Below are 26,541 nucleotides of genomic sequence, written 5' to 3'. Positions count from 1 at the left end.
TGCTAACGTCTCGCGATCTCCGTCACCCGCAATTCAAACCAGCGAGCCATGCCGCCATTCCAGACTGTCGGTCTCATTGCCAAACAAGGCGAGCCGGGGCAGGTGCATGGCACTCTGCTGCGACTCAGTGCGCATCTGCACGCGCGGGCGCTGGAGGTACTGCTCGATGCGGAAAGCGCACACCTGCTCGATGCCGTTGTTGGAACCGCCATCACCCTGGATGAACTTGGCGCCCGCTGCGATCTGGTCGTGGTCGTCGGCGGCGATGGCACCCTGCTGCACGCAGCCCGCGCCATGGCCCCGCACGGTGTCCCCCTGCTGGGCATCAATCTCGGGCGGCTGGGCTTTCTGGTCGATGTCTCACCCGACGACATCGAAACCGCTATCGATCAGGTACTGGCCGGCGAATTCACATCCGATCACCGCTCCATGCTGCGCGCCTCCGTGGTTGCCGAAACCGGGACGGAGCGCTCCGATGCGGCGCTCAACGATGTCGCCATTCATAAATGGAACACCGCACGCATGATCGAATTCGAGACCTATATCGATGGCGTCTTCGTCAACGCCCAGCGTTCGGACGGGCTCATCGTCGCCACCCCGACCGGCTCGACCGCCTATGCGCTCTCCGGCGGCGGACCACTGGTTGATCCGGCGCTGGATGCGATCCTGCTGGTCTCCATCTGTCCGCACGATCTCAGCAACCGGCCACTCGTGATCCCCGGCGACCGGCGCATTGAGGTGCGGGTGCGCGCACAGGATCAGGGCCATGTTCAGGTCACCTGTGATGGGCAGAACGCCTGCCAGCTTCCGCCCCATGCCTGGTTGCGGATTGAACGTCATCCCGACCGCGCCTGTCTGCTGCATCCCAAGGGACACGACCACTATCAGATCCTGCGCGCCAAGCTGCACTGGGGCAGACATTCTTCAGGACGGGCGTCTTCATGCTGACCCACCTGCTGGTCCGGGATCTGGCCATCGTCAGCAGTCTTGAACTCGACTGCGCGCACGGCATGACGGCGCTCACCGGCGAGACCGGCGCCGGCAAGTCGATTCTCATCGATGCACTCGGGCTGGCGCTGGGCGACAAGGCGGAGGTGGCCATGATCCGCGCTGGCGGCGAACGCGCCGAGATCGTCGCCGAATTCGACCTCGACGCCTGCCCCGCAGCCCACGCCTGGCTCATCGAACAGGGTCTGGACGACGAAGACGGCTGTATCGTCCGTCGGCTGATCGTGCGCGAGGGGCGTTCCCGCGCCTTCATCAATGGCCGGGCGGCGACCGGGGCACAACTGCGCGAGCTGGGTGATCTGCTGGTGGATATCCACGGCCAGCACGCGCATCAGTCGCTGTTGCGAGCCAGCGCGCAGCGCGATCTGCTGGATGCCTATGGCGGTCATCTGCCTCTGGCTGATGCAGTGGCTTTGGCCTTTCGCGACTATCGCGCACTCGATCAGCAGCTCAAGACCCTGGAAGCGGCCAGTCAGGAGCGGGCGGCGCGGCTTGAACTCCTGCACTTTCAGGTCCAGGAACTGGAGTCGCTGGGTCTTAGCGCCGCCGAGATCGAGAATCTGGATCAGGAACAGCGACGACTGAGCCATCTGGGCCGCTTGCAGGAAACCGCCGGGCGCGTCCTCCAGACAGTCGCCGAGGCCGAGCCGTCAGTCGAAGATCATCTGCGCGGCGCGACCGCCGAGATCGAGGAACTGGCAATGATCGATCCGGCGCTGTCCGAGAGTCGGGATCTGCTGGAAACCGCGACCATCCATCTCGGCGAGGCCGCCGCCAGCCTGCGGCATTATCTCGACGGACTGGAACTGGATCCGGCGGCGCTGGAGTCGGTCGAAAACCGTCTGGCCCAGGTCCACGATCTGGCGCGCAAATATCGCATCTTCCCGATTCAATTACCGGAAACGCTGCTGGCGCGCCGTGCCGAACTGGATAACCTGGAACAGGCCGATGTGACGCTTGGCGGACTGCGTGAGGCGCGTAGCTCGGCCTGGCAGACCTTCATGCAGCAGGCCGAGCATCTCAGCGCCGCGCGCGCCAGCGCCGCCGACCGTCTGGCCGAGACCGTCACCCAGGCGATGCAGACGCTCGGCATGGTCGGCGGTCGCTTCGCCATCCAGCGCGAGCCGCTGCCGGACGAACGGATCGGCGGCGGCGGACTGGAACGGATCGATTTCCTGGTCAGCGCCAATCCCGGTCAGCCGCTGCAACCGCTGGCCAAAGTCGCCTCCGGCGGCGAGCTCTCGCGCATCAGTCTCGGGATTCAGGTCGCCACCGCCGAATGCGGACAGGTGCCGATTCTGGTCTTCGACGAGGTCGATGTCGGCATTGGCGGCGGCGTGGCGGAGATCGTCGGACGGTTGCTGCGCCGGCTCGGCGAATCCCGTCAGGTGCTCTGCGTCACCCATCTGCCCCAGGTCGCGGCCCAGGCCCACCAGCAGTTGCGGGTGCGCAAGGAAACGCTCGATGGCCAGACCTATACCCGCATCGACAGCCTGGACGCCGCCGCGCGGGTCGAAGAAATCGCCCGCATGCTCGGCGGCACTGAAATCACCGCCCGCACCCGCGACCATGCCAGCGAGATGCTGGGCTGGGGATGTTAAAAATCGCCTTAGCTGAATTCATCCCCGCCAGATTCGTATTCCGAGGCCACAGATGATCAAGAAGATCGCAATCAACCAACTGCAACCAGGCATGTATATCCATGACCTCAACTGCGGTTGGATGGAGCATGGCTTCATGCGCAGTCGCTTTCTGCTGAAAGCGGCAGCGGATCTGGAGCGCATACGTGCGCTCGGCATCCGCGAAGTTTATATCGATACCGGTCAGGGGCTTGATGTCGTCTCGGCCCCAAGCGTCGCCGAGGTCGAGCACGAACTGGAAGAGAGTCTGGCCCACATGGCCGACGCGGGCGCAGGCGAGATCACGGCGACCCCGCTGGCCGAGGAGCGCGTCCTGGCCAAACGCATTCATAATGAAGCACTTGGCGTACTCGGCAGCCTGATGGGAGACGTTCGCCTGGGTCAGCAGATCGATCTGGAGCGCGCCAATCCAGTGGTCAACGAGATGATCGATTCCATCTTCCGCAATCAGGACGCCCTGCTGGCCCTGACCCGGATTCGCCGCGTGGGCCGTTACACCTTCGAGCATTCGGTCAACGTCGCTGTGCTCATGGTCTCCTTTGCCCGCACTCTGGAGCTGGATCGGGCACTGATCCACGACATCGGCATCGGCGCCCTGCTGCACGATATTGGCAAGATCCTGGTGCCCCCCGCCATCCTCAACAAACCGGGCCAACTGACCGACGAGGAGTTCGTCGTCATGCGCAGTCATGCGGTCCACTCCCATGACATTCTGTCCCGCGTCCCCGGCATTCCGCCCATCGCCCTAGCGGTTGCGGGCGAGCACCATGAGCGTTTCGACGGCAGCGGCTACCCGCATCGGAAGGCCGGCGCGGCGATTTCCCGCTATGGGCAAATGGCAGCCATCGTCGATGTCTACGACGCCATCACCTCCGACCGGGTCTATCACAAGGCGCTGGAATCCCATCTGGCCCTGCGCAAGCTGCTGGAGTGGAGCACGCATCACTTCGATCCTGCGCTGGTGCAGCAATTCATCCGCTGTGTCGGCATCTACCCAGTCGGCTCGCTGGTGCGGCTGCACAGCGGTCGGCTGGGCATCGTCATGGAATCCGGTCGCGGCGGCGCCTTTCATCCGGTAGTGCGAGTGGTGATGGATGCCCGCGACCGTCGTTATCTGCCAGCGCAGGACGTGGATCTGTCGCGTCTTCCCAAAGGCTCGAAAGAGCGGATCGTCAGCACCGAATCGCCCGCACAGTGGCGAATCGATACCGAGCAGGTTATGCGGCTGCCATCCTGAGTGAGTAGTTGTACGGACTTTGCAAACGCATCATAACCATTAAGAATCTGCTTTTAACGGCTTCGGCTCTCCTGATCTCAGCTTCCGAGACTGGTTGAGATTCAAAGGAGTGGCCATGTTCTGGTGCGATGCACGCGGTTCAATCCACGTCATGCGACCAATCCATCGGCCGTTCCAAGCAGTTCCGAGACCAACAATCAAGCCGCAGTCGATTCAGCTCGGCATGCGGTACGTTATGCGGAGGATGCCTTATGCCGATGAGTACATCGTTTATTCCAAGCGAAGACAGACTTGATCTGTCGTTCCACGGCGATCTTGATCTGACCATGTCCGAAGACGTCTGTCAGGTCTTTGCCAGCATTCCCGCCAGCCTGCGCACCTGCATCATGGATCTGACCGGTCTCGACCGGGTTTTCGATTCCGGTCTGGCGCTGCTGTGGATGCTCAATGAACGTCTCAAACGGATCGGTGCCATCGTCGTCGTCCTGAGCGACCATCCGGACATTCAACGCCGGATCCCGCTGATCATGAGCAACGCGCTGAATGTCGTACCGAAGGATTCGCCATCCGCACGTCATGCAAGCCTGAGCGCATCGGTCGGGCCACGCTACCTCCCTGCCTGATCGCTCCCCTGGACGATCCCGCCTGCCGGGATCGTCCTGCTGAAGTCTCACCCAGACCACCCCATTTCTCTCATTCAATCTCAAGCGATCAGTCGCCCTGTCCGGTTTCCCGGAAACGCCTCAACAACATTGTCGGCGGCACGTCCTAAACCTTGAAGATCGAGACATGCTCGCGCAGGATACGCGCGATGCGATCCAGCCCCATCGCCGCCTCGGCATTGTTTTGCATGATGGCGTTGGTCTCCTCCGCCATCGTGGCGATGTTCTCGACATGCCGGGCAATTTCGGTCGCCGCCGCCGCCTGTTCGCGCGTTGCATTGGAAACGTCCCGCACCTTGATCTGCGAATCCAGCGCGCGCGCGTGGATCGCCTCCAGCACCTGTGCAGCTTCCGCAGCCATCGCCATGCCTTTTGCGACCAGCGGGTCGGCCTGATTCATGTTGTCCATCGCCTCGCCGGTTTCGCTTTGTATGGTATCGATCATGCGGGCGATGTCTGTGGTGGCTGTACCGGTGCGTTCGGCCAGCTTCTTCACCTCGTCCGCAACCACGGCAAACCCCCGACCCTGCTCACCAGCGCGCGCCGCCTCAATGGCGGCATTGAGAGCCAGCAGATTGGTCTGTTCGGCAATGCCTCGAATCACCTCGGCGATGCCGCCAATCTCCTGGGAGCGATCACGCAAAATGCGGATCTGATCGGTGGAACGGCTCACCGCTTCGCGTACCGCGCCGATTTCCTGCGACGCCGCCTTCGTCAGCGACGTACCTTGCTCAGACATGTCCGCGACTTTTTGTGAATTGGCTTCGGTCTCTGACGCCATGTGCGAGACCTGGTCAATCGATGTGGTGAGCTGTTCGATACTGGCCGCCGACGCCGATGTCGATTCGGCCTGGCCATGAGCGGCAGCGCCAACCTGCCTGGACGCAACCGCCAGCGATTCGGAGCGTGCGGCAATTTCACTACTGCTCTCGATGATTTCCTGAAAAATGACGCGCAGCTTTTCCTGCATGTTCGCCAGCGAGCCCATCAGCGTCCCGGGCGGAGCACTGATCGGATGCGTTAAATCCCCTGCCGCGACAAATGCCGCCTGAGCCGCCGCGTCCGCCGGCTCCCCGCCCAGCGGACGCAGGACCAGCCGGTGGATCAGCAGCAGTATGCTTCCGGTCACGGCCGCCATTGCAATTAAAAACATCGCGATGAACGGCTTGACGACGGCGAGAGACGCCGCCTCGATCTCACTGGCATACACAGAATAATGTAGTTGGAAATGCCAAGGGGCGTAATGTCTAAACAGGGAAATTTTGGCTTCATCCTGTAAATTGTAATAGATCACGCCTTTTTCATGATCCGCCGCCTTTTCAAGAAAATGCTCGCCCTGCTGATCGGTTAGCTCAAAAGCGTTTTCCCCCTCAAGAGAAGGATGCAGGATGAACTTACCCCGGTTTACGGACTGACTGACATCGACGCTAAAAATATAGCCTCTATCGCCGATTCGGCGTGATTTCAAGACCTGATTCAGACCTTTCAGGCTTTCCGTGTAGTCAACACCAATAAACAAAACACCAATAATCTCACCCGAATTATTCTGGATAGGGTGATATTTCGTCATGTAGTTTCGCCCAAACAGAAATGCGGGGCCGATATAGGATTCGCCTCTCATCAGGTGTGCGTAGGCCGGATGCTTTTCACCCAGATTTGTTCCAACAGCACGGCTCCCGTCATCTTTTTTGAGCGATGTGGTGACACGGAAAAAATCATCCCCCATTCGAGCAAAAACTGTCGCGACCGAACCCATCTGCTGCGTAAAGCGATCCGGCAGGGCGAAATCATTATTGATGGGTTCGCCATTAAACTCCAGCGTCGGCAGCGGACGACCACCGGTCTCGATCATCGTTTGCTCCAAAAGACTCCATTCACCATCGGTCATCATTGACCAGACCTTGAAACTTTCCTCCACCAGTCGCTCGGTCTGAAAACGATAGGCATCGATTAACGCCACCGCCTGATCAAGCTCGCCGCTCAGATAGCTAATCGCATTGTCGGAAATGGCGCTTTTGACCGCATAGCCAGTCGTCATGCCAATCGCTGCACCGGCTAAAAGCATGCCCCCGCCAACATAAAGTGTGACCTTCCTCTGGAGCCGCATCTCATCTCTCCTCTCATCGAATCAATCTAAAAAACGTACTGGACACGATTTAACAGTGTCAGACCTCCGCCAGATCCCCCTTCTCCTGTAACCAGGCGCGGCGGTCGGCGGCACGTTTCTTGGCCAGCAGCATATCCAGCAGACTGTCGCTGTCGTCGCCGGTCTCAATGGTGAGCTGAACCAGCCGCCGGGTATCGGGATGAATAGTCGTCTCGCGCAGTTGCAACGGGTTCATCTCGCCCAGTCCCTTGAACCGCTGGACATTGACCTTGCCCTTGATCTTCTCCGCCTCGATACGGTCGATGATGCCGCGTTTCTCGTCGTCGTCGAGCGCGTAATAGACCTGCTTTCCGACATCGATGCGATACAGCGGCGGCATGGCGACGAAGACATGACCTTCAGCCACCAGGCGGCGGAAATGCTTGAGAAAGAGCGCGCACAGCAGGGTCGCGATATGGGCGCCGTCGGAGTCGGCATCGGCGAGGATGCAGACCTTGCCGAAACGCAGCCGGCTCAGATCGTCGCTGCCGGGATCGACGCCGATGGCGACCGCGATGTCGTGGACCTCCTGCGAGCCCAGCACTTCAGCCGGATCGACCTCCCAGGTATTAAGGATCTTGCCCCGCAGCGGCAGGATGGCCTGGAACTCGCGGTCGCGCGCCTGCTTGGCCGAGCCACCGGCTGAGTCGCCTTCCACCAGGAACAGCTCGCCGCGCTCGGGATCGGTCGCGGTGCAGTCGGCCAGCTTGCCGGGCAGGGCCGGCCCCTGGGTGATCTTCTTGCGGGTCACGGTGCGCCCGGCGCGCAGCCGTGTCTGTGCCGCGCCGATGGCCAGCTCGGCGATGCGCTCGCCCTCGGCCACATGCTGATTGAGCCAGAGACTGAAGGAATCCTTGACCACGCCAGACACGAAGGCCGCGCACTCGCGCGAGGACAGACGCTCCTTGGTCTGACCCGAAAACTGCGGCTCGATCAGCTTCACCGAGAGGATATAGCTGACCCGGTTCCATACATCTTCCGGCGCCAGCTTGACCCCGCGCGGCAGCAGATTGCGGAACTCGCAGAATTCGCGCACGGCCTCGGTCAGCCCGGTGCGCAGACCGTTGACATGCGTCCCGCCCTGCACGGTCGGGATCAGATTGACATAGCTCTCGGCGACCGGCTCCCCGCCTTCCGGCAACCAGACCAGCGCCCAGCTTGCGGCCTCGGTCGAGCCGGCCAGATCGCCGACAAAGGGCTCGGACGGGACGATCTCGGCCCCGTTCAGTTCCTGGGTCAGATAATCCTTCAGCCCGTCGCGGTAGCACCAGACCTGCTCGTCGCCGCTCGTTTCGTCGCGGAAACGTACCTCCAGCCCCGGACAGAGCACGGCCTTGGCCCGCAGCAGATGAATGAGCGGACGGGTGGCGAATTTGGGCGTATCGAAATACCTGGGATCGGCCCAGAAACGCAGCCGGGTGCCGGTATTGGCGCGCCCGACCTCGCCGACCGGGACCAGATCGCTGGTCTTGAGGCCGCCCGCGAAGGCCATGTGATATTCCTGACCGCCGCGTTTGACCCAGACCTCCAGACGCTGCGAGAGCGCATTGACCACCGAGACGCCGACGCCGTGCAGTCCGCCCGAGAAACGGTAATTGTCGCCATTGAACTTGCCGCCGGCATGCAGCTTGGTGAGGATGACCTCGACGCCCGGCATGCCCTGCTGCGGGTGCATGTCCACCGGCATCCCGCGACCATCATCGGCGACCTCCAGCGAACCGTCGGCATGGAGCACCACCTCGATCCGGCGGGCATGACCGGCCAGCGCCTCATCGACGCTGTTGTCGATGACCTCCTGCGCCAGATGGTTGGGACGGGTGGTGTCGGTGTACATTCCGGGGCGCTTGCGCACCGGGTCGAGGCCGCTTAAAACCTCGATTGCTGAAGCATCGTAATGGCCGGTCATGAATCCTGTCGTATCCTGAGCTGGAAAGGGTCGGGTCTTGTGGTTTCTCGCGGTTTGACCGCTCAACCGCGCTACGGTACCGTATAAATCGCGCCCGGTGCGGTATGCCATGCCTTCAGCTCGAACGAACCCTGGCGGCATCCACGACTGTCGGAGCTGGCGCGATTTAAGATATTAAAAATCTGAAAAATTTTAAACCGCGTCACCACCAGGATCGGTGGATGCGCCAAACGTCGAACTCACCCGAAACTCAGCCTCTCGCACTGGACGCGGTTTAAGATGAAAAAACCAGCCAACCCGCCCCCGCCGTCCTTCGAGCAAAGTCTGGCCGAGCTGGAAGGGGTCGTCGCCGCCCTCGAACAGGGCGACATGCCCCTCGAAGACGCGCTGGCGGCCTTTGAGCGCGGCATCGGCCTCACCCGGATCTGCCAGCAGACGCTGGAGACGGCGGAGCAGCGGGTGCGTATTCTCACCGACGCCCGGCCCGACGCCGAGCCCGAACCTTTCGATACCAAATGACTGATCACACCCTCGACGCCTTCCGTACGCGCTGTCAGGCGCGCATCGAAACCGCACTTCACGAACTTCTGCCGCGCGCCACCGTGCAACCCTTTCGTCTGCACGAGTCCATGCGCTACACGGTCCTAGGCGGCGGCAAGCGCATCCGCCCGCTGCTGACCTATGCCACCGGCGAGGCGCTGGGCGTCGATGCCGCGCTGCTCGACTACCCGGCCTGCGCCGTCGAGTTCATTCACGCCTATTCGCTGATTCACGACGATCTGCCGGCGATGGACGATGACGACCTGCGGCGTGGACGACCCACCTGTCACCGCGCCTTCGACGAGGCCACTGCCATCCTTGCCGGTGACGCGCTGCAAACGCTCGCCTTTCAGGCGCTGGCGGAGGCCCCCGGACTGTCGGCGGAGAACCGGATTGCGATGGTGGAGGCGCTGGCCCGCGCCAGCGGCTCGCGCGGCATGGTCGGCGGTCAGGCGCTGGATCTGGAGGCCGAAGGGACGCCGCTTGATGTCGCCATGCTCGAACATATCCATATCCACAAGACCGGCGCACTCATCCGCGCCTCGGTGCAGATGGGCATTCTCGCCCATGGCGCCCTTGATGCCGAGCAGGCCGAACGGCTCGATCGCTACGCCAAATGCATCGGCCTGGCGTTCCAGATTCAGGATGACGTGCTGGATGTGGAAGGCGAGACCAGCCAGATCGGCAAGACCGCCGGACGCGATCAGGAACTCGACAAGGCCACCTACCCCTCCCTGGTCGGTCTGGCCGAGGCCAAGGAGATGGCGGCCAGCCTCATCAGCGAGGCCCTGACCGCCATCGAGATCTTCCCGGCTGGTGCCGACCCTTTGCGGGGAATCGCCAGCGCCCTGCTGGGGCGGAAAAACTGACCTGTGCTGATTGGGGGGTCCGGGAAATCGCCTGACTCCCGGCCCATCAGGTCTTTTTCGACAGGATGAACAAGATTAAAAACAGCGATTTAAGAATCGTGTCAATCCTGTTAATCCTGTCTAAACAAAAACCCTGATCCAGGGGCATGGCGTTTCCCGAAAATCGCCTGACACCAGGCTGGAACGCCGATCAGGCCGATTTTTCCAGCATGACCAGCCGGCTGCGGGATTTCCGGTCATGCCAGGCAAGCCCTTCACGGTCGATCAGGCTCCACCAGAGGCCCATTCCAGCGCCCAGAATGCTTGGAATGGACCAGCCGAAACGGGTGAGCGCCGCGCCGGTGTCGAGCGCCTTGCCGTCCTCGTCGATGACCCGCAAGCGCCAGGCGCGCATACCGAGCGTCTGACCGCCGTGGGTCCAGAAGTAAACATAGAATGCGGCAATGACCGCCAGCAGATAGAGCTGCTGCAACAGGCGCGGCAGCCCGGCTTCGATCGGGTGGCCGATCAGGATCTGATAGGGGATGAAATAAAGTGCGTTGGCAACCAGCAGAATGCCCAGCAACAGCACCGTGTCGTAGAGCATGGCGCCGAGGCGTCGCGGGATGGATGGGGTTTTGGTCTGGGTGATGTCGAATTCCATGGTATCCATTCTTGATCGGTTGATGAGTTAGCTTCGGACGGAAGCCGCGATGTGGGTTCGGATCGCTATTAAACCATTTCTGTTCCGACTTTTGCGACGGGTGCCCATGCCCTGGATCGCGATTATCGTGGGCCTGGTCGCAGGATTGGGGGTCTGGGGCATTCTCGATCAGGTGCAGAGTCAGCAGGTCGATAAGATTTTCGGCCAGGAATTGCAGGTCCGGCTCGATCTGCGCGCACGCGAGAGTCTGATCCGGTTCGACCGCTATCTGTCGAACCATGCCGCGACGACCCGCCTGCTGGCCAACCATCGGCGTCTGTCGGAATATCTGGAGCCGCTGTTCTGGTCGGAGGACGAGGCGGTGACGCCGGTCGTTTACAAAGACTTCCGGCCCAACTGGCTGCCGGATTTCTTTGATCGCGATGCGCTGACGCCGCCGAGTCAGGTGCTGCTGACCGATCCGCAGGGTCGGGTGCGCGAAATCTTTCAGGCGGGCGAGGATCCGGTCCCGCCCGAGCTGGCAACCCAGGTGCCGGCGTCGTTTCTCGACAGTCGCGAGGTCCGCTCGGTGATCGAGCGGTTCGGCGAACGGCTGTCGCTCCTCACCAGCGATGCAGTCGAGGATGCCGGCGGTTATAACATGGGCTATCTGGTGGTGCTGGTGCCCGTCAATGACGCCTTTCTGGCCGCCTCGCAACGCGGGCTCGATGTCGGACGCGCCGCCGTGGCGCTCATTGATAGCGACGATCAGCACATCCTTGCCAGCATCGATTCGCGGACCATGCCCCCTGGCTCATCGCTGGCCGACTGGAACGCGATCTATGTCATCACCTCGCAGTCGCTGCCCGAATACGAAGGGTCCGACTCCAATCTGCTGTTTGCGACCTTCGTGCCCCATGCCAGCGTGGAGAAAATGTCGCGTCATGTGCGGATCTTCGAACGCCGTCAACGCTTCATCGCGGCAGCCGTGTTTATCGTCGTCTTCACTGCCGTCATCTATCTGGTGTCCTCGCGGCTGAACAAGGTGCTCAAGCGCATGACGCGGTTCTCGCAGCGCGCGCTCGGGATCGCCGAGCCGGGATTTCATCGCGACGGCAACCAACTGCTGCTGCTGGAGGAATGGATCCAGCATTTCACTCAACTGGTGCTGACCGCGCGCGAGGAAATGAGCCGCAAGCATCAGGCCGAGATGCGCGAGAGCGAGGCGCTCAAGGCGGCGATGATGGAGGCGTCGCTGGACGCCATCGTGACCCTGGATCACGGCGGTCGGGTGATCGAGTTCAATCCGGCGGCTGAACGGCTGTTTGGCCTGGAGCGTCAGGAGGCGCTCGGCGCCGTCTTCGCGGAACATTTTCTGCCCGATGTCACCCGCGCCGCCTTCAAGCGTCTGCTCGACCGCTCGCAGCATCTGCATCGCGAGCCCCTGGGACGGGGCGAGCTGCTGGCTCTGCGCCCGGATGGTTCGGAGATCCCGGTGGAGATCTCGATCGTGCTGATCGAGCTGGAGGACGAGCGTTTCTATACCCTCTATATCCACAACATCAGCAGTCGCAAACGGGCCGAGCAGGAAATCAAGAATCTGGCCCGGTTTGCCAGCGAAAGCCCGAATCCGATCCTGCGCGTGACGGCTGAGGGACTGATCGTTTACGCCAACAACGCCAGCCGCCCGCTCCTGCTCGCCTGGGAGGCCGAGGCGGGGGACCGTCTGCCGGAAGATTGGCGCAGCGAGGTCGCACGGGCGCTGGAGACCGGCCAGCCGCTGGAACAGGAACTGGATCTGCCGGATCAGGTCTACTCGCTCCTGTTCGCGCCGATCCGTGATCTGGGCTATGTCAACATCTATGCCCGCGACATCACCGCCGTGCGCCGCGCCGAGCAGGAGTCGCGCCAGCATCAGGCCGAACTGGTGCATGTCTGCCGGCTCAGCACCATGGGCGAGGTCGCGACCGGCATGGCCCACGAACTCAACCAGCCGCTCTCGGCCATCGTCAACTATGCCAACGGTTGCAGCCGGCGTCTGCAAAGCGGTCTGGGTCAGACGGACGAATTGATCGGCGCCATGCGTCAGATCGCCGCCCAGGCCCAGCGTGCTGGCGAGATCATCCGGCGACTGCGCGCACTGGTCGGCAAACAGCCACCGCTGCGTGCCCAGACGGATCTCAATCATCTGGTGCGCGAGGTCTGTTCCTTCCTCGAATTCGAGACCAATCGGGTCGGGGTGCAGATCGAGCTGGCTCTGGCGCCGGAAGACATCCCGGTGCGGGTCGATCTGGTGCAGATCGAGCAGGTTCTGCTCAATCTCGCCGGCAATGCGCTGGACGCGCTGGAGGAACGACCGGAGGATCAGCGGCATCTCTGCATCCGCACCACGACGGACAATGGCGAGGCGCGCGTGGTGGTGGAAGACAGCGGGCCGGGAATCGCGTCCGAGCGTATCCTGAGTCTGTTCGATGCCTTCGTGACCACGAAAGAAGGCGGGATGGGGATGGGGCTGGCGATCAGCCAGACGATCATTGAAAATCATGAGGGTCGCATCTGGGCCGAATCCGTCCTGGGGCAGGGTTCCAGCTTCCATGTGACCCTGCCGCTCTCTGCCCCGAATGAAGAAGTCGGCGAGCCAGACGAAACACCAGACGCCTCATGCTGTCCACTCACTGACCACTGACCACTGACCACTCATGATTGATGCCACCGTTTTCGTCGTCGATGATGACCAGGCCATGCGGACCTCGCTCCAGTGGCTGATCGAATCGACCGGCATGCAGGTTCAGACCTACGCCTCTGCCGACGCCTTTCTCGCCGCCCATTACCCCGGACGCGCCGGCTGTCTCCTGCTGGATGTACGCATGCCGGGCATGAGCGGGCTGGAACTGCAGGCCTATCTGGCGCGCGAGGGTTATCGCCTGCCGGTCATTCTCATCACCGGTCACGGCGATGTGGCGATGGCGGTCAAGGCGATGAAAGCGGGCGCGATGGATTTCATCGAAAAGCCCTTCCATGACGAAGACCTGCTGCGCAGTATCCGCAACGCCCTGGAATTCGACCAGAAACACCGCGCCAGCCGTGCCGCGCGGGCCGAGATCGTCATGCGGCTGGCTGAACTGACCCCGCGCGAGCACGAGGTCATGGCAATGGTCACCGACGGCAAATCCAACAAAGAGATCGCCGCCAGCCTGAACGTGAGCGCCAAGACGGTGGAGGCCCATCGGGCGCGGGTGATGGAGAAGATGCGTGCCGAATCGCTGGCCGAACTGGTGCGGATGGCCCTGTTGGCGGCGCCTGACGCGCCGCTTTAGGTGATGTCAGGGAAAGTTCGTACCCGCCGAAACACCGTCAATGGACAGGATTAACAGGATGATTCAAGATTAAAAGTATTAAAAACAATGATTTGAAAATCCTGCCCATCCTGAAAAATCCTGTTAATCCTGTCTATTTGAGGCGAGCAGCAGGTATGAATTTTTCACAAAATCACCTAACGAGATCGACATCAGGGGTTTGGCGGGTTTGGAGCGGGCGCCTGATTGGGGTCGTTCGTCTGCATGACGCCACGTACCAGACGAATCCGTCCGTTCTGGGTCTTGCCGGGCCGGTAAGGCGTGCCGCTGAAAAAACTGAGGCTCCAGGCCCGACCAACTCCACCGATGTCGGTCGAGGACGACCAGAAGAAGACCCCCGGCGTATTCGGAAAGACCTGAGGGTTGATCGCAGGTCCGACATGGCACTTTTCGACAATGGACAGCAATTCATCGCCTGTGGGCAGACGCCAGCCGTCCTGTAATCCAGCGACGAGCTTTTTGGTCTTGTCCCAGGGATAAGGGGTCGGGCGCCCGTCGCAAAGACTCTCTTTGCCATTCCAGGTCTGGCCCAGGGTGCAGCGTTGCCATTCCAGTGTGGTGCGCTCATGGCGAACCACGCCACCATCACCGATGGCGACGAACTCGGTCGAAGGGGTCGTCTCCGCCACTCCCGCGATGCAGGCATCGGTGGCGTCAGGAATGTCCGCCGCCTGCGCCATGCGGATGGAGAGCAACAGCAGGATGCAGAGACCGATCGTATTGGAGCGGTCACGAGACAGGGTTGCCATTGGTTCGGTATCCTCCATGTATCAGGTATTCAGAAACGACAACGACGTGCATCACCAGAGGATCGATCAATGATTTCCGACATCATGGCCACTCAGATCAATGCGCAGATCAACCGCGAATTCTACTCGGCCTATCTGTACCTCGCCCTGTCCACCGAAGCGGAGGGAATGAACCTGCGCGGGACAGGCGCCTGGTTTCTCGCCAAGCATCATGAAGAGATGATGCACGCCATGAAGATGGTCCGCTATCTGCTGGACCAAGGCGCTGAGGTCACGCTCGCCGGAGTGACCGCCCCGCCACCCAAGGCCCAGACCGTGCTTGCCATGTTTGAACGCACGCTGGAACACGAACGCAGCGTCACCGCCGCCATCAACGATCTCGTCGATCATGCGCTCAGTGAAAAGGATCATGCGACCAGTATTTTTCTGCACTGGTTCATCACCGAGCAGATCGAGGAGGAAGCCACGGTCAACGACATCCTCGGACGTCTCCGGCTCTTTGGCGACTCGGGCCAGGGTCTGTTGATGCTCGACAACGAACTCGCCGCCACCGCGCAGACCATGGGACAGGCCAGCAGCGCAGCGGCCTGAAATCACGTCCATGGAACAGACCTTTTGCCATGAAAGTCGTCACCTACTCCCATGCGCGCAATGCCCTGAAAACCGTGCTGGATGACGTGGTACGAGATGCGGATGTGGCCATTATCAGCCGTCGCGACGCCGAGGGCGATGCGGTGGTGATGTCCCTGGATCATTACAACAGCCTGATGGAAACCCTGCATCTGCTCTCGACGCCAGCCAATGCCGAGGCCCTGACGCGCGCGATCCGGCAGGATCAGACAGGGCAAGGCTAACCCAGCGCCTCACACTGGGAGGACGAGAGCGAAAAAACCGGCGCTCGAACAGCGTATCGACCCGGAATCTTCGCGATCGTCCACCCGCCGGCGGGTTCTGATTCAGGATCACTGACCCGCAGTCGGGGTCTCGACAAAGGTGATGACGAAGTTCACCGGCACGGCCTTGCTGATGCTCGCCAGACCGGCGATCTCGCGCAGTTTCTCGACCCCTTCGGTCAGGCCGAACTTGGCCGCATCGACGATCAGCGGTTTGATGCTGGCGACCATGACGGTCCCGGCGGCGACCCTGGCGGCCTGCAACGAGAGTGTCATGGGCTGTGTCTGGCCGTGGAGCGAGAGCGTCCCTTCGGCGTTGATCTGAGCGATGTCGCCCACCGCGAGCTTGGCAATTACGGCGGGATCGACCTTGGCCGTGAGGACGGCTTCCTTGTAGTTGGTGGTCTCGAACAGCATCTCGCGCATCCGTTCGTTGCGGATCGGGATCAGGGTCTCGACACTGTCGAGCATGAGCGCGATCTTCACCTGACCCTCGTCATCCATGACCCCCTGGATGTCGCCGAAGGTATTGATTTCGGCGACATCGTTGGCCTTGATGGAGACGAAGGCAAGATGCGAGCGCGCCGGATCGAGGCTCCAGTCGGCCAGCGCGGGGGTCGCAGCCAGCATGCCGGACAGGATGAGAGGCAGAATCAATTTGCGCATGGGTTTCTCCACATCGGGTTGACGGAATGATCGGCGCAGGCGGAAAAACTCGAACGTCAGAGCAAACACTGGTTGACCATCCCGCGCCACTCTCACAAGCTGGACACGAAAATTCCAGAAACAAGCCGCCGTCCGGCGGCGCTGATCAGCGGAGTTCCGATGCAGCCCATTCAGATCGTGTTTCCTGACTGGATCGATGGCTATCTGGCCCGATACCCCACTCATTTTTCCGATGACCGTCAACGCATGGCGCTGGTTCTGGATCTCGCGCGCGAGCATGTCCGGCTCGGCACCGGCGGTCCCTTCAGTGCGGCGGTCTTCGCCGCCCGCGATGGTCGGCTGCTGGCGGTCGGGGTCAATCTGGTTCTGTCCTCCGGCTGTTCGAGCGCCCACGCCGAGATGGTGGCGATCGCCAGCGCACAGCAGCGACTCGGCCATCAGGATCTGCGTCAGGCCGTGCCCGGCGGCTGCACCCTGTTCAGCAGCGCCGAGCCCTGCGCCATGTGCATGGGTGCCCTGCCCTGGTCGGGCATCGAGCGTCTGGTGTGTGCGGCGCGGGATGAGGACGTGCGGGCAATCGGCTTCGATGAGGGTCATAAACCGCCGGATTGGGTGGCGGGCTATGCACAGCGGGGCATCGACGTCACCCGCGATCTGCTGCGGGATGAGGCGATTGAGGTGTTGAACCACTATGCCGCGACGGGCGGCCAGATCTATGGCCCTGGCTGCGCTATGGCAGAATGATCATCCGCTCGACATCGGCGAGCCGGATCTCGCGCCCGTCCAGGGTCCGGAAGCGTCGGCCATCGACGCTGCCGCGACGGGACTGATAGAGCGTGATCGCACCGGTATTGGCGTTGATGACCTGAACCTGGATTTCCTCGTGATCGGTCAGCCAGCCCTGGAATAAATAGAATGCGCTGCCAATGACCATGACCGCCACCACCAGCAGGGCCGTCAGCCGTATCGCGCCAGGCGGGAACACTGGCCGGCGCGGCGGCTCCAGACCCCGGGCGACCCGGTCAGCACGGATCCGCGCGCGGATGACGCCGTAGGCGCCGAGCAGCACAGCGGCGGTCAGGAGCAGTTTCCAGATCATGGCGTCTCAGTCCTCAGGCGACGAAGCAAAGAGGGTTTCACCCTATCCAATGCGTTGCCTTGCCGCAACCGCTGGCGAAACGCCCCTGCATCTCGCCATCGCGCAGGGTCGGCTGGCCACCGTGGCGCGTCTGCTCGCCTATGGCGCGGATGTCAACCGGCCCGATGACCAGGGCCGCCTGCCGCTTGATCTGGCACGTGCGCAGAGACAGCGCCCCGACGGACGCGACATCGTGCGATTATTGGAACGCAACGGTGCCCGTACCGGAGCCGACACGGCCATCAACCCATCCATCACGACACAAGAGAAACCAGAATGAGCGAGAAGGTCGAAGACCTCAGCGTCACCTATACCGAAGACGGCATCGAGACGACGAAGGAACTGGACAAGGTCATCCTGTCCAAGGGAAGCTGGACCACGATCATTTTCCGCTACCAGGAATGGGATCGGGCCAAAGAGGCATACGGGCCGGACAAATACAGCATCCGCCGTTATCAGAAGCGCAACGGCGAGTATCGTCAGCAGTCCAAGTTCAACATCTCCAGCCGCGCCCAGGCCCAGGGTCTGATCGATGCCCTACAGGGCTGGATTGGCGAGGATTGAGCCAGCCGCAACCCGCAGCAAGGGATGCGCGTCCGCCATCTCCGGCCAGTCATGCCAGATCGGACGGCAGCCTTCCGGCAGTGCGGGCAGACGCCCCAGATCGAGCCAGGGGTTTTCGGGTCCGTGATAATCGGACCCGGCCGAGGCCAGGAGACGCTGCTCGCGCGCATGGCGGGCGAAGTTGAAGGCGTCATCCCGGCTGTGACTGCCGGTGACGACCTCGATGCCGACCCCGCCGCATTCGCGAAATTCGCCCAGCAGACGCTGCATGCGCGTGCGGGTCAGGCCGTAACGCGCCGGATGCGCCAGCACCGCCTGCCCGCCGGCAGCGCGAATCCAGCCCACCGCCGTCTCCAGCGTCGCCCATTCACCGGCCACATGACCGGGCTTGCCACTGGTCAGAAACCGCTTGAAGACCTCGCCGGTATCGGCGGCGATCCGCTGCCTGACCAGAAAACGGGCGAAATGGGTGCGACCGATCAGGGTGCCGTTGGAGAGTGCCCTAGCCCCTTCGTAGGCGTCCGCAATGCCATGCTTTGCCAGCCGACGCCCCATTTCCTCTGCCCGCCAGGCGCGAAACGCCAGCGCCGCAGCGAGCCCCTGACTGAGCTGCGGGTTGCCCGCGTCCAGCTTCAGGCCCACGACATGGATGGTGCGCGCATTCCAGGTCACTGAAATCTCGACTCCTGGAATCAGCGCGATCCCCTGCTCATGCGCCGCTGACTGCGCCTCAGCCAGACCGTCGGTCGTATCGTGGTCGGTCAGCGCCAGCACGCCGACCCCGGCAGCGGCGGCCCGCTCGATCAGCGCCCTGGGCGTCAGGGTGCCATCCGAAGCGGTCGAGTGCGTATGCAGATCAGGGATGAGAGGCATAGAGTCAGTTTACCCGAATGCGGCAGAGGGCGTGAGATCCAGCGGGGAACAGGGGCATCCTGGCGTCAGCAATCGGGCTTGCGTGGGCTATGGATTTGGTTTCTCATGCGCCCTTGCCCCGATCCCTATACCCTTCAATGTATTCCCAGACACCCGCATCGCCGTGACCGTCAGCCCTTCCAACCGCCTGCCGCAGCCCGCCAGATCAAGCCGGAACCACGCCGCCATTCGCCTCATCACCCTGGATCTGGACGATACGCTCTGGCCCTGCGCGCCCGTGATCCAGGCCGCAGACGATGCCGTGCAGACCTGGCTGTCGATCCATGCCCCCCGGCTCGCGGCGGTGCATGACGTACAGAGTCAGCGTCGGCATCGGGGTCAGATCATGAGGCAATCGCCCGAGATTGCGCACGATGTTGGACAGATCCGGCATCGCTCACTTGGCGCGCTGCTGGCCGAGTTCGGTTATCCGGCCCGGCTCGCGGACGACGCCATGACGCTGTTCATGGCGCACCGCAACCGGGTCGAGCCCTATGCCGATGTGCAGCCGGTGCTGCGGACTCTCGCCGCGCGCTATTGCCTGATCTCGGTCACCAATGGCAATGCCGATGTCGAGGCCACGCCCCTGCGGGGCATCTTCCGGCACCACCTCACTGCCGCAGAGGTCGGTGCGGCCAAGCCCGACCCGGCCATTTTCAACCGCGCGCTGGAACTGACCGGCTGTCAGCCCGCCGACTGTCTGCATCTGGGTGACGATCCCTGGATGGATGTTGAGGCCGCGCGGGCCTGCGGTCTGCACGCGGTCTGGATCAATCGTACCGGGCGCGACTGGCCGCCCGAACTCAAACCGCCGCTGGCAGCGGTGACGAATCTGCATCAATTCGCGGCCTGGATGACTGGCGCGCACAACGGAGACGACGATGGAGTTTGAACGGCTTGGGCAGGACGGTCTGGCACGGCGCGGCCGTTTGACCTTCGCGCGTGGCACGGTCGAGACACCGGCCTTCATGCCCGTGGGCACCTATGGCACGGTCAAGGCGATGACGCCCGAGGAACTGCTGGAGATCGGCGCTGAAATCGTGCTCGGCAACACCTTCCATCTGATGCTGCGTCCCGGCACCGAGATCGTCCGCCGGCTCGGCGATCTGCACGGTTTCATGCACTGGGACAAACCCATCCTCACCGACTCGGGCGGCTTCCAGGTCTTCAGCCTGGGCGAGCTGCGCAAGATCACCGAGGAGGGGGCGAAATTCCAGTCGCCGGTCGATGGCAGCCCGGTCTTTCTGAGTCCCGAAATCTCGATGCAGGTGCAGCGCGAACTGGGTTCGGACATCGTCATGATCTTCGACGAGTGCACGCCCTATCCCGCCAGCGAGGAACAGGCACGCACCTCGATGGAACTCTCGCTGCGCTGGGCAGCACGCTCGCGCGCGGCGCATGGCGACAACCCGGCGGCGCTCTTTGGCATCGTGCAGGGCGGGATGCACGAGCGCCCGCGCGCCGAGTCGCTGGAGGGACTGATGCGCATCGGCTTCGACGGCTACGCCATCGGCGGGCTTTCGGTCGGCGAGCCGGAGGAAGACCGGCTGCGGGTGCTGGATTTTCTCGCGGACAAACTGCCGACCGACCGACCGCGCTATCTGATGGGCGTCGGCACCCCGGAAGACATCGTCGCGGCGGTGCAGCGCGGCATCGACATGTTCGACTGCGTCATGCCCACCCGCAACGCGCGCAATGGTCATCTCTTCACCCATCAGGGCGTGGTGCGGATTCGCAACGCCGCCAACCGCACCGACGAGAGACCGCTCGATCCGCTCTGCGACTGCTACACCTGCCGCCACTACAGCCGGGCCTATCTGCATCATCTGGACAAATGCAAGGAGATCCTCGGCGCGCGGCTCGCGACCATCCATAACCTGCGCTATTACCAGACCCTGATGCGCGGTCTGCGCGAGGCCATCGCCGCCGGTCGGCTCGCGTCATTCGTCGCCGAGTTCAGGGCGTTGCGCGAAACGGGTCAGGCAGACGCCGCCTCAACGCCCTGGAGCAACGCATCGGCAGGCAGGACGGATTCACCAAGTATCTGAACGAGGATGACGCCCGGTTCCATACCGACATCATGCGGCGACAGGCGAGGACTTCGAGTCCTTTATCCGTAGCCTGGAGCGGCCGGAGATTGAGCGATTATTGCGGATCCATCTGGACGTGTTGAGCGAGGACGGTATGACAGCCGATGACATGAAAGACTGGACGGGATAGGCAAGGCTGATGCTTTATAGAAAAAGCAGGAGCAAGGAGACGCAAACGATTGGCTCGCCCAAGTGGCGGGTTTTTTTGTTGAGAGATTACCCACTACCCCCTGATGGTGTCCGCGTCCCTGCCCGGCGAGATGGATCATTCGTGCGCAGATAGAGCCAGATGTCACTCGCATACCTGAATGCGTCCTCCCTCAGCATGGATGACCCGTCCGCACGACTCCAGGCGACAACATCATCAACATACCGCTGGCAAAAAACCCAAGCACCATGATCGTGAGCGCATTGGTCCATCCGCCCCCGAAGCAAAGGGTCAAGTATGGTCAGGTCGTTGAGGATACGGATAGATTGCTCCACGGATGGTAAAAAATCATGGCTGGGAGGGACATGCCGCCTGAGTCGATCTGCCAGCGATCTTTAGCGGGGCAACGTCTACCCAGACACCGCCTTCCGCTGGTGCGACATTGGCCCTGAACTGGAGGAAAACTGTGGCACAAAGAAAAACGGCTTAGGCGGTGATCGTCTAAGCCGTTATTTTTATGGTGCGCCCTGCGCGACTCGAACGCGCGACCACCTGATTAAAAGTCAGATGCTCTACCAACTGAGCTAAGGGCGCCGAATTCGCAATTATAGTGAATCGCTACATATTTTCAAGACCGGGATTCAGCCATTCTCAGATTTCAATGCGGGAACGAACATTCCTCAACTGCGGCAACCGGCTGGCGCCCGCGCAGCAGCTCGGCAATCTTTGGCGCCGACATCGGCTGGCTGTGGAGAAAGCCCTGATAGGCCAGACAGCCTTCGTTGCGCAGAAAATCCAACTGTCCCGCCTGCTCCACACCTTCGGCGATTGTCTTGAGCCCCAGGGTGCGTCCGAGCGAGATGATGGCGGCACAGATGGCGGCATCCTCGCTCTTGGTGTTGCATTCGCTGACGAAGGAACGATCAAGCTTGATCGTGTTGATCGGAAAACGCTTGAGATAATTCAGCGATGAATAACCCGTGCCGAAATCGTCCAGCGCGATCTCCAGCCCCAGACCCTTGAGCGATTTCAGGGTCTCGATGCACTGTTCGGTCTCGCGCGCCAGCACGGTCTCGGTGATCTCCAGTTCGAGAAAGGCCGGCGCCAAACCCTCCTCGGCGAGAATGCGGGCGACGGTCTCGGCGAAACCGGCGCGCAGAAACTGCCGGCCCGAGATGTTGACCGCCACGCGCGGCGGCCGCAACCCCGCGACCTGCCAGACGCGATGTTGCCGGCAGGCCGCCCGAATCACCCATTCGCCAACCGGTTCGATCAGCCCGCACTCCTCCAGGATCGGAATGAAGACGCTGGGGGCGACCAGTCCCTTGCAGGGGTGCCGCCAGCGCAGCAGCGCCTCCAGCCCCATCAGGGCGGCGGACTCGATGAAAAGCTGCGGCTGGTAAAAAAGCTCGAATTCGCCCCGTTCCAGCGCCTCGCGCAGATCGTTCTCGCAATCGAGTCGTTCGGATAACTGGAGCGCCAGTTCCGGGGTGAAAAAGCGGCTGTTGTTGCGCCCGGTACTTTTGGCCTGATAGAGCGCCAGATCGGCATGGCGGATCAGCAGATCGGCGTTGTCACCGCCGTCCGGATAGAGGGCGATGCCGATACTGACCGGGGCGCGCACCGCCCGGCCCTCCAGACGATGCGGCAGCGCCAGTTCCCGGATGATGTGCTGCGCTTTCTGTTCCACGGCCTGCACGCTCGACAGACCGAGCAGGGCGATGACGAATTCGTCGCCACCCCAGCGGGCCAGCAGGTCATCGCTGCGGGTGCAGTGGCGCAGACGCTCCGCCACCTCGCGCAGCAACTGATCCCCGGCGGCATGGCCCAGTGTGTCGTTGATGTTCTTGAAGCGGTCCAGATCCAGGAAGAGCAGCGCCACCTGACGGGGCGTATCGGCCACCAGATAATACGTCAGGGTCTGACGAAAATAATGGCGGTTGGCCAGTCCGGTCAGCGAATCGTAATGGGCCAGTTGATGCAGCCGGCGCTGGATTTTGCGCTGGCGGGTGACATCGCGCACGTGCAGGGTGTATTCGGCCCGCCGACCGTCGAGCACCTGGGTGATGCTCAGCTCAGCCGGGAAGGTTTCCCCGTCGATCCGCTGCAGAACGGTCTGGATCCGTTGATTGAGCAGGAAGCGCCCTTCCAGGGTGAAGCCGCTTCCGATGGCCTGCGCGAAGGCGGCCCGGTGTTCCTCGGGAATCATGATGTCCGCTAGATTGCGCCCGATGGCGCGACGCTGGGGACAACTGAGGATGCGTGCCGCAGCCGGATTGAACTCCAGCACGCCGCCTTCCCGATCAATGGAGATGATGCAGTCGAGCGCCGCATCGAGAATGGCGCCCTTACGGCTCTCGCTGGCGGTCAGGGCACGCAGGACATCCTCACGCTGGTGAATTTCGTCATTCACCCGTTGCAGAACATGGTTGTACTGACGGGCGATCTGACCGACTTCGGTATGGGGCTCGACAGTGACCGGCTGCGAGAAATCGCCATGCCGGCGCTGCTGTTCCATTTCGGTCAGCAGGTCGAGGATCTCGGTGCTGGCGGCATGCTCGGCGATATTGAGCCCGAGCCGTTCGGATTCGGGATCGACCCGCAGCCGATAGATGCGATCGATGAGCCAGAGCGCCGCGAAGCTGACCAGGAAGGCATAGGCGCCGATGCTCAGGACGCCAAGCGTCTGCACCCAGAGCTGCTGCGCGCGACCTCCGGTCAGGGTGAAGGCGCTTTCCGGGGCGAAGAGCGCGACCGCCAGCGTCCCCCAGATCCCGGCGAACAGATGGGCCGGGATGGCGCCCACGGCATCATCGACACGCAGACGCTCCAGCCAGTCGGTCGCCAGCGGCACGATGAGTCCGGCCACGGCGCCGATCAGCACGGCCAGCAGCGGTGCCTGGAGATGACAGGAGGCGGTGATGCCGACCAGACCGCCGATGATCCCGTTGAACAGGTCGATCACGACCAAGTGGCCGTATCGGATATGCCCGTAGATGATTGCGGACACGCCGCCGCAAGCACCGGCGAGCAGGGTATTGATGAGGATGAGCGGTACCTGCGCATTGACTGCCAGGGTGCTGCCGCCATTGAATCCAAACCAGCCGAACCAGAGCAGGAAAACACCGAGCGCCGACAGCGGTAGATTGCTGCCCTGCAGGCGAAAGCGGCTGGCGGCATCGAAACGGCCCTGACGCGGGCCGAGCCGCAGCACGGCCGCCAGTGAGACCCAGCCACCGATCGAATGAACAACGGTGGAACCGGCGAAATCGATGAACCCCAGTTGGGCCAGCCAGCCAGCCGGCTCGCCCTGGAGCAGACCGCCCCAGGCCCAGTGACCCGTGACCGGATAGATGATGGCCACCATCATGACGGTAGTCAGAACATAGGCCAGGAAGCGCATCCGTTCCGCCACCGCTCCGGAGACGATGGTGGCCGAGGTGCTGCAGAACATCGCCTGGAAGACGAAGAAGCTCAGGTTCCAGGCCGACTGGTCCTGACCGAAGAGAAAACCGTCACCGCCGACCCAGCCACCCTGGGTGCCGCCAAACATCAGGGCATAGCCGAACAGCCAGAAGATCAGCACGGCCAGACAGAGGTCGGTGATGTTCTTGACCGCGACATTGATGCTGTTTTTGGCTCTGACCAGGCCGGTTTCCAGACAGAGGAAACCGGCCTGCATGAGAAACACCAGACAGGCGCAGAGCAGAATCCAGGCGATATTCAAGGGGTCGGACATGACGGAAGTCGGCACCACCAATCAAATGGGCGCAATGGTACTCCAGATCGATGCCGATTTTTCCTGGCCGGCTCAAGCTGCCAGGGCAATCGCACGAATCCTATACGAGACCGAGGATGAGCGCGCGGTAGTCGTCGGAAGAGGCGGCGACGAGTCGCCGGGTCTTGAGGCCGCCCTGACAAGGGGCCGGCGCATGGCGGATGGCATTGAGGGCAAGCTGTCGCAAGACGGCAAGGTTATGGGCGGCATAATCGGTGCGGAGACGCATTTGGTCATCGTTGAACGCCACGTCCATGCACCAGTGCAAGCTGTTCTCGACGCGCCAATGCTGGCGCACCGCCGCATTGATCCGGGCGGCATCCACTGGCAGGCTGGAAATGTCGCCGCGCTGCTCGGTCGTGGTCTGGTCCTTGATGGTGCGCTCGGCAACAATGACCGTGAAGGATTTCAGGTTGGGCCAGCGTTCGGGCGCACGCAGGCAATCCAATTGGTCGAAGGTATAGCCGCGTCGAGTTTCGATGCGGCCGTGATCCTTCTCGACGACCTCATCAAATTCCGCAACGTCAGGCGGTAAATGACCGCATAGGACGGATCGCGGCCCTTTGAAGCAACCGAGATCGGCAACAGGTCCGCTCAGTTCATCCGCTTGGCAACGTCCAGCGGACATTCGACATAGCGGACCCTGACGCCCGGTGCGGTCTCGCCTTCGCCATAGCCGCGCTGAACCACCTCCGCCAGATGCCGACCGGCGGCATGACACAGCGCCCGATCCGCTTCGTGCAGCAGGAAAAACCGATTCCATTCGCGCTCCGGCGGCACGATGCAGCCATGATGACCAAGCCAGAAGCCGCGCGGGAGCAGATCGATCCAGCGATGAAAGGCGCTCCAGGCTTCCCAGCGCGTGAAATGGCGGGGTGTCCAGGAGGAAGGCCGCGGCACCTCGCCATTGACCCGCATCAATTCATGTCCATCGCCATCCGCGAACAAGCCGAATTCGATCAGCGTGCCGGGCGGCCATCGCGGCGCTCTTGCCGGGAGTCTCTCGGGATCGAGATCCAGCAGGCGTTCCAGCGCCATCCCGCCGATACCGGGCTCCAGTTCCTCGACTTGAAACGGGGCCAGATGCGAAAACTCCCGTTGCAGCCATTCGACGCCATCCGTTTCGGCTAACGTCTCAATGGTGACGGGATTGCTCGCACACTCGCGCAGTTCACCGATCAGCGCGCGCAGATCGGATGCGTATTCATCCCGCGCGAAGGTCAGGCGGATAAAACCATCGGTGCCGGTCAACCGATCTTCCAGCGCCGGCGCCAGTCCCCTGAGATCGAGTTCCCAGACAATCCGCTGTCGGTCGGGATGGCTGACGAAGATCGGCGTTGTCAAGCCGGCATCATCCGCGATCCCGCAGGTACAGGTCAGCATCCAGTACGCGCCCGGTCGCGCCAGCGAATCGAGCAAACTGAAGCTGTCCCAGACGATTCCGCGCGCGACCAGTTCGGGATGACAGAGCGGAAAAATGGGCGTCGCGTGCAGGATCACATAAGGCGGATCGGCGAAAATGATCTCGGCGTAGCGCGTCCGCCATCCCAAACGGGCGGGCAGATCCAGAAACGGCGTGGCGGCTGGTCGGTCATCCTGCGGATGGTCAGCCTTCAT

The 26,541-nt window shown here is 62.2% G+C and carries 24 protein-coding genes, 1 tRNA gene and 1 pseudogene; 15 read left to right on the top strand and 11 right to left on the bottom strand.

The features are described from left to right. The first annotated feature begins 48 nt into the window (after window positions 1–48). The 4 genes from EDC35_RS00225 (at window position 49) to EDC35_RS00210 (ending at window position 4,508) form a co-directional block, all read left to right on the top strand. Window positions 49–948, top strand: coding sequence for an NAD(+) kinase (locus tag EDC35_RS00225; protein WP_132974846.1), 900 nt, complete (start codon window positions 49–51; stop codon window positions 946–948). After that, on the top strand, window positions 942–2,609 hold the full coding sequence (recN, locus tag EDC35_RS00220; RefSeq protein ID WP_132974845.1) for a DNA repair protein RecN: 1,668 nt from the start codon (window positions 942–944) through the stop codon (window positions 2,607–2,609). Before EDC35_RS00225 ends, recN begins: the two co-directional genes overlap by 7 nt. Before the next feature lie 52 nt (window positions 2,610–2,661). Continuing rightward, a complete protein-coding gene (locus tag EDC35_RS00215) occupies window positions 2,662–3,885 on the top strand; it encodes an HD-GYP domain-containing protein (RefSeq protein ID WP_132974844.1) in 1,224 nt (407 codons plus the stop codon). Between the two features lie 257 nt (window positions 3,886–4,142). Further along, window positions 4,143–4,508, top strand: a complete 366-nt coding sequence (locus EDC35_RS00210; protein ID WP_243651346.1) for an STAS domain-containing protein — start codon at window positions 4,143–4,145, stop codon at window positions 4,506–4,508. A 145-nt stretch (window positions 4,509–4,653) separates the two neighbouring features. On the opposite strand, the gene EDC35_RS00205 is transcribed toward EDC35_RS00210, so the two are convergent. Beyond that, the gene (locus EDC35_RS00205) at window positions 4,654–6,654 is read right to left on the bottom strand and encodes a methyl-accepting chemotaxis protein (RefSeq protein WP_132974842.1); all 2,001 of its coding nucleotides are present in this window, start codon (window positions 6,652–6,654) and stop codon (window positions 4,654–4,656) included. A gap of 58 nt (window positions 6,655–6,712) precedes the next feature. Next, complete coding sequence (gene parE, locus EDC35_RS00200; RefSeq protein ID WP_132974841.1) at window positions 6,713–8,599, bottom strand: DNA topoisomerase IV subunit B; 1,887 nt, start codon at window positions 8,597–8,599, stop codon at window positions 6,713–6,715. Between the two features lie 279 nt (window positions 8,600–8,878). On the opposite strand from parE, the gene EDC35_RS00195 reads away from it, so the two are divergent. Continuing rightward, entirely contained in the window at window positions 8,879–9,118 is a 240-nt protein-coding gene (locus EDC35_RS00195; RefSeq protein WP_132974840.1) for an exodeoxyribonuclease VII small subunit, read from the top strand. Then, complete coding sequence (ispA, locus tag EDC35_RS00190) at window positions 9,115–10,008, top strand: (2E,6E)-farnesyl diphosphate synthase (RefSeq protein ID WP_132974839.1); 894 nt, start codon at window positions 9,115–9,117, stop codon at window positions 10,006–10,008. Before EDC35_RS00195 ends, ispA begins: the two co-directional genes overlap by 4 nt. A 190-nt stretch (window positions 10,009–10,198) precedes the next feature. On the opposite strand, the gene EDC35_RS00185 is transcribed toward ispA, so the two are convergent. Beyond that, a complete protein-coding gene (locus EDC35_RS00185; protein WP_132974838.1) occupies window positions 10,199–10,651 on the bottom strand; it encodes an RDD family protein in 453 nt (150 codons plus the stop codon). Between the two features lie 106 nt (window positions 10,652–10,757). Between EDC35_RS00185 and EDC35_RS00180 the strand changes: the two genes are divergently transcribed. Together EDC35_RS00180 and EDC35_RS00175 are read left to right on the top strand one after the other, a co-directional pair. Next, window positions 10,758–13,316 carry a PAS domain-containing sensor histidine kinase gene (locus EDC35_RS00180; RefSeq protein ID WP_132974837.1) on the top strand — a complete coding sequence of 853 codons (2,559 nt, stop codon included), beginning with the start codon at window positions 10,758–10,760 and terminating at the stop codon, window positions 13,314–13,316. Between the two features lie 13 nt (window positions 13,317–13,329). Further along, complete coding sequence (locus EDC35_RS00175; RefSeq protein ID WP_132974836.1) at window positions 13,330–13,947, top strand: response regulator transcription factor; 618 nt, start codon at window positions 13,330–13,332, stop codon at window positions 13,945–13,947. Window positions 13,948–14,138: 191 nt separating this feature from the next. Here EDC35_RS00175 and EDC35_RS00170 read toward each other — a convergent pair whose 3' ends face one another. Beyond that, the gene (locus EDC35_RS00170; protein WP_132974835.1) at window positions 14,139–14,735 is read right to left on the bottom strand and encodes an Lcl C-terminal domain-containing protein; all 597 of its coding nucleotides are present in this window, start codon (window positions 14,733–14,735) and stop codon (window positions 14,139–14,141) included. Window positions 14,736–14,804: 69 nt separating this feature from the next. Here EDC35_RS00170 and EDC35_RS00165 point away from each other — a divergent pair, with 69 nt between their 5' ends. Next, window positions 14,805–15,326: a ferritin gene (locus EDC35_RS00165; RefSeq protein ID WP_132974834.1), complete on the top strand. Its 522-nt coding sequence runs from the start codon at window positions 14,805–14,807 to the stop codon at window positions 15,324–15,326. Window positions 15,327–15,355: 29 nt separating this feature from the next. Then, window positions 15,356–15,589, top strand: a complete 234-nt coding sequence (locus tag EDC35_RS00160) for a type II toxin-antitoxin system Phd/YefM family antitoxin (protein WP_132974833.1) — start codon at window positions 15,356–15,358, stop codon at window positions 15,587–15,589. Window positions 15,590–15,697: 108 nt separating this feature from the next. Here EDC35_RS00160 and EDC35_RS00155 read toward each other — a convergent pair whose 3' ends face one another. After that, the gene (locus EDC35_RS00155; RefSeq protein ID WP_132974832.1) at window positions 15,698–16,294 is read right to left on the bottom strand and encodes a YceI family protein; all 597 of its coding nucleotides are present in this window, start codon (window positions 16,292–16,294) and stop codon (window positions 15,698–15,700) included. Window positions 16,295–16,453: 159 nt separating this feature from the next. On the opposite strand from EDC35_RS00155, the gene EDC35_RS00150 reads away from it, so the two are divergent. Continuing rightward, the gene (locus EDC35_RS00150; protein ID WP_132974831.1) at window positions 16,454–17,038 is read left to right on the top strand and encodes a nucleoside deaminase; all 585 of its coding nucleotides are present in this window, start codon (window positions 16,454–16,456) and stop codon (window positions 17,036–17,038) included. Here EDC35_RS00150 and EDC35_RS00145 read toward each other — a convergent pair. Further along, window positions 17,025–17,393, bottom strand: coding sequence for a hypothetical protein (locus EDC35_RS00145; protein ID WP_132974830.1), 369 nt, complete (start codon window positions 17,391–17,393; stop codon window positions 17,025–17,027). The two genes, EDC35_RS00150 and EDC35_RS00145, sit on opposite strands and share 14 nt — an antisense overlap. A gap of 49 nt (window positions 17,394–17,442) precedes the next feature. Between EDC35_RS00145 and EDC35_RS00140 the strand changes: the two genes are divergently transcribed. Both EDC35_RS00140 and EDC35_RS00135 read left to right on the top strand, forming a co-directional pair. Further along, a complete protein-coding gene (locus EDC35_RS00140) occupies window positions 17,443–17,712 on the top strand; it encodes an ankyrin repeat domain-containing protein (protein WP_243651344.1) in 270 nt (89 codons plus the stop codon). Beyond that, on the top strand, window positions 17,709–17,996 hold the full coding sequence (locus EDC35_RS00135) for a hypothetical protein (RefSeq protein ID WP_132974828.1): 288 nt from the start codon (window positions 17,709–17,711) through the stop codon (window positions 17,994–17,996). The genes EDC35_RS00140 and EDC35_RS00135 overlap by 4 nt, the downstream gene beginning before the upstream one ends. Here EDC35_RS00135 and EDC35_RS00130 read toward each other — a convergent pair. Next, window positions 17,970–18,869, bottom strand: coding sequence for a PHP domain-containing protein (locus EDC35_RS00130; RefSeq protein ID WP_132974827.1), 900 nt, complete (start codon window positions 18,867–18,869; stop codon window positions 17,970–17,972). The genes EDC35_RS00135 and EDC35_RS00130 overlap by 27 nt on opposite strands. A 163-nt stretch (window positions 18,870–19,032) precedes the next feature. On the opposite strand from EDC35_RS00130, the gene EDC35_RS00125 reads away from it, so the two are divergent. Next, window positions 19,033–19,800, top strand: a complete 768-nt coding sequence (locus tag EDC35_RS00125) for an HAD family hydrolase (RefSeq protein ID WP_243651343.1) — start codon at window positions 19,033–19,035, stop codon at window positions 19,798–19,800. Continuing rightward, on the top strand, window positions 19,790–20,956 hold the full coding sequence (gene tgt / locus EDC35_RS00120) for a tRNA guanosine(34) transglycosylase Tgt (protein WP_132974825.1): 1,167 nt from the start codon (window positions 19,790–19,792) through the stop codon (window positions 20,954–20,956). The genes EDC35_RS00125 and tgt overlap by 11 nt, the downstream gene beginning before the upstream one ends. Before the next feature lie 708 nt (window positions 20,957–21,664). Here the strand turns inward: tgt and EDC35_RS00115 are convergent. From EDC35_RS00115 to EDC35_RS18420, 4 genes and pseudogenes are all read right to left on the bottom strand, one after another. After that, a tRNA-Lys gene (locus EDC35_RS00115) sits at window positions 21,665–21,740 on the bottom strand. Window positions 21,741–21,804: 64 nt separating this feature from the next. Then, window positions 21,805–24,885 (bottom strand): ammonium transporter, encoded by a 3,081-nt coding sequence (amt, locus tag EDC35_RS00110; RefSeq protein ID WP_132974824.1) that lies wholly within the window; start codon window positions 24,883–24,885, stop codon window positions 21,805–21,807. A gap of 100 nt (window positions 24,886–24,985) precedes the next feature. Further along, window positions 24,986–25,432: pseudogene (locus EDC35_RS00105) on the bottom strand (ISAs1 family transposase); the annotation flags it as partial. 86 nt (window positions 25,433–25,518) lie between these two features. Then, on the bottom strand, window positions 25,519–26,541 hold the full coding sequence (locus EDC35_RS18420; protein ID WP_165903315.1) for a hypothetical protein: 1,023 nt from the start codon (window positions 26,539–26,541) through the stop codon (window positions 25,519–25,521).

It is taken from the genome of Thiobaca trueperi (genome assembly GCF_004342175.1).
Lineage (GTDB): Bacteria > Pseudomonadota > Gammaproteobacteria > Chromatiales > Chromatiaceae > Thiobaca > Thiobaca trueperi.
This window is presented reverse-complemented; position numbering and strand designations above follow the sequence as displayed.

What these genes read in the sequence shown, in the direction of transcription:
- tgt (WP_132974825.1), top strand. Translation starts at nt 19,790, where the DNA reads ATGGAGTTTGAACGGCTTGGGCAGGACGGTCTGGCACGGCGCGGCCGT.
- EDC35_RS00150 (WP_132974831.1), top strand. Translation starts at nt 16,454, where the DNA reads ATGCAGCCCATTCAGATCGTGTTTCCTGACTGGATCGATGGCTATCTG.
- EDC35_RS00210 (WP_243651346.1), top strand. Translation starts at nt 4,143, where the DNA reads ATGAGTACATCGTTTATTCCAAGCGAAGACAGACTTGATCTGTCGTTC.
- parE (WP_132974841.1), bottom strand. Translation starts at nt 8,599, where the DNA reads ATGACCGGCCATTACGATGCTTCAGCAATCGAGGTTTTAAGCGGCCTC.
- EDC35_RS00205 (WP_132974842.1), bottom strand. Translation starts at nt 6,654, where the DNA reads ATGCGGCTCCAGAGGAAGGTCACACTTTATGTTGGCGGGGGCATGCTT.
- EDC35_RS00145 (WP_132974830.1), bottom strand. Translation starts at nt 17,393, where the DNA reads ATGATCTGGAAACTGCTCCTGACCGCCGCTGTGCTGCTCGGCGCCTAC.
- EDC35_RS00215 (WP_132974844.1), top strand. Translation starts at nt 2,662, where the DNA reads ATGATCAAGAAGATCGCAATCAACCAACTGCAACCAGGCATGTATATC.
- recN (WP_132974845.1), top strand. Translation starts at nt 942, where the DNA reads ATGCTGACCCACCTGCTGGTCCGGGATCTGGCCATCGTCAGCAGTCTT.
- EDC35_RS00180 (WP_132974837.1), top strand. Translation starts at nt 10,758, where the DNA reads ATGCCCTGGATCGCGATTATCGTGGGCCTGGTCGCAGGATTGGGGGTC.
- EDC35_RS18420 (WP_165903315.1), bottom strand. Translation starts at nt 26,541, where the DNA reads ATGAAGGCTGACCATCCGCAGGATGACCGACCAGCCGCCACGCCGTTT.
- EDC35_RS00185 (WP_132974838.1), bottom strand. Translation starts at nt 10,651, where the DNA reads ATGGAATTCGACATCACCCAGACCAAAACCCCATCCATCCCGCGACGC.
- EDC35_RS00140 (WP_243651344.1), top strand. Translation starts at nt 17,443, where the DNA reads ATGCGTTGCCTTGCCGCAACCGCTGGCGAAACGCCCCTGCATCTCGCC.
- EDC35_RS00170 (WP_132974835.1), bottom strand. Translation starts at nt 14,735, where the DNA reads ATGGCAACCCTGTCTCGTGACCGCTCCAATACGATCGGTCTCTGCATC.
- EDC35_RS00130 (WP_132974827.1), bottom strand. Translation starts at nt 18,869, where the DNA reads ATGCCTCTCATCCCTGATCTGCATACGCACTCGACCGCTTCGGATGGC.
- EDC35_RS00155 (WP_132974832.1), bottom strand. Translation starts at nt 16,294, where the DNA reads ATGCGCAAATTGATTCTGCCTCTCATCCTGTCCGGCATGCTGGCTGCG.
- ispA (WP_132974839.1), top strand. Translation starts at nt 9,115, where the DNA reads ATGACTGATCACACCCTCGACGCCTTCCGTACGCGCTGTCAGGCGCGC.
- EDC35_RS00225 (WP_132974846.1), top strand. Translation starts at nt 49, where the DNA reads ATGCCGCCATTCCAGACTGTCGGTCTCATTGCCAAACAAGGCGAGCCG.
- EDC35_RS00165 (WP_132974834.1), top strand. Translation starts at nt 14,805, where the DNA reads ATGATTTCCGACATCATGGCCACTCAGATCAATGCGCAGATCAACCGC.
- EDC35_RS00195 (WP_132974840.1), top strand. Translation starts at nt 8,879, where the DNA reads ATGAAAAAACCAGCCAACCCGCCCCCGCCGTCCTTCGAGCAAAGTCTG.
- EDC35_RS00160 (WP_132974833.1), top strand. Translation starts at nt 15,356, where the DNA reads ATGAAAGTCGTCACCTACTCCCATGCGCGCAATGCCCTGAAAACCGTG.
- EDC35_RS00135 (WP_132974828.1), top strand. Translation starts at nt 17,709, where the DNA reads ATGAGCGAGAAGGTCGAAGACCTCAGCGTCACCTATACCGAAGACGGC.
- amt (WP_132974824.1), bottom strand. Translation starts at nt 24,885, where the DNA reads ATGTCCGACCCCTTGAATATCGCCTGGATTCTGCTCTGCGCCTGTCTG.
- EDC35_RS00175 (WP_132974836.1), top strand. Translation starts at nt 13,330, where the DNA reads ATGATTGATGCCACCGTTTTCGTCGTCGATGATGACCAGGCCATGCGG.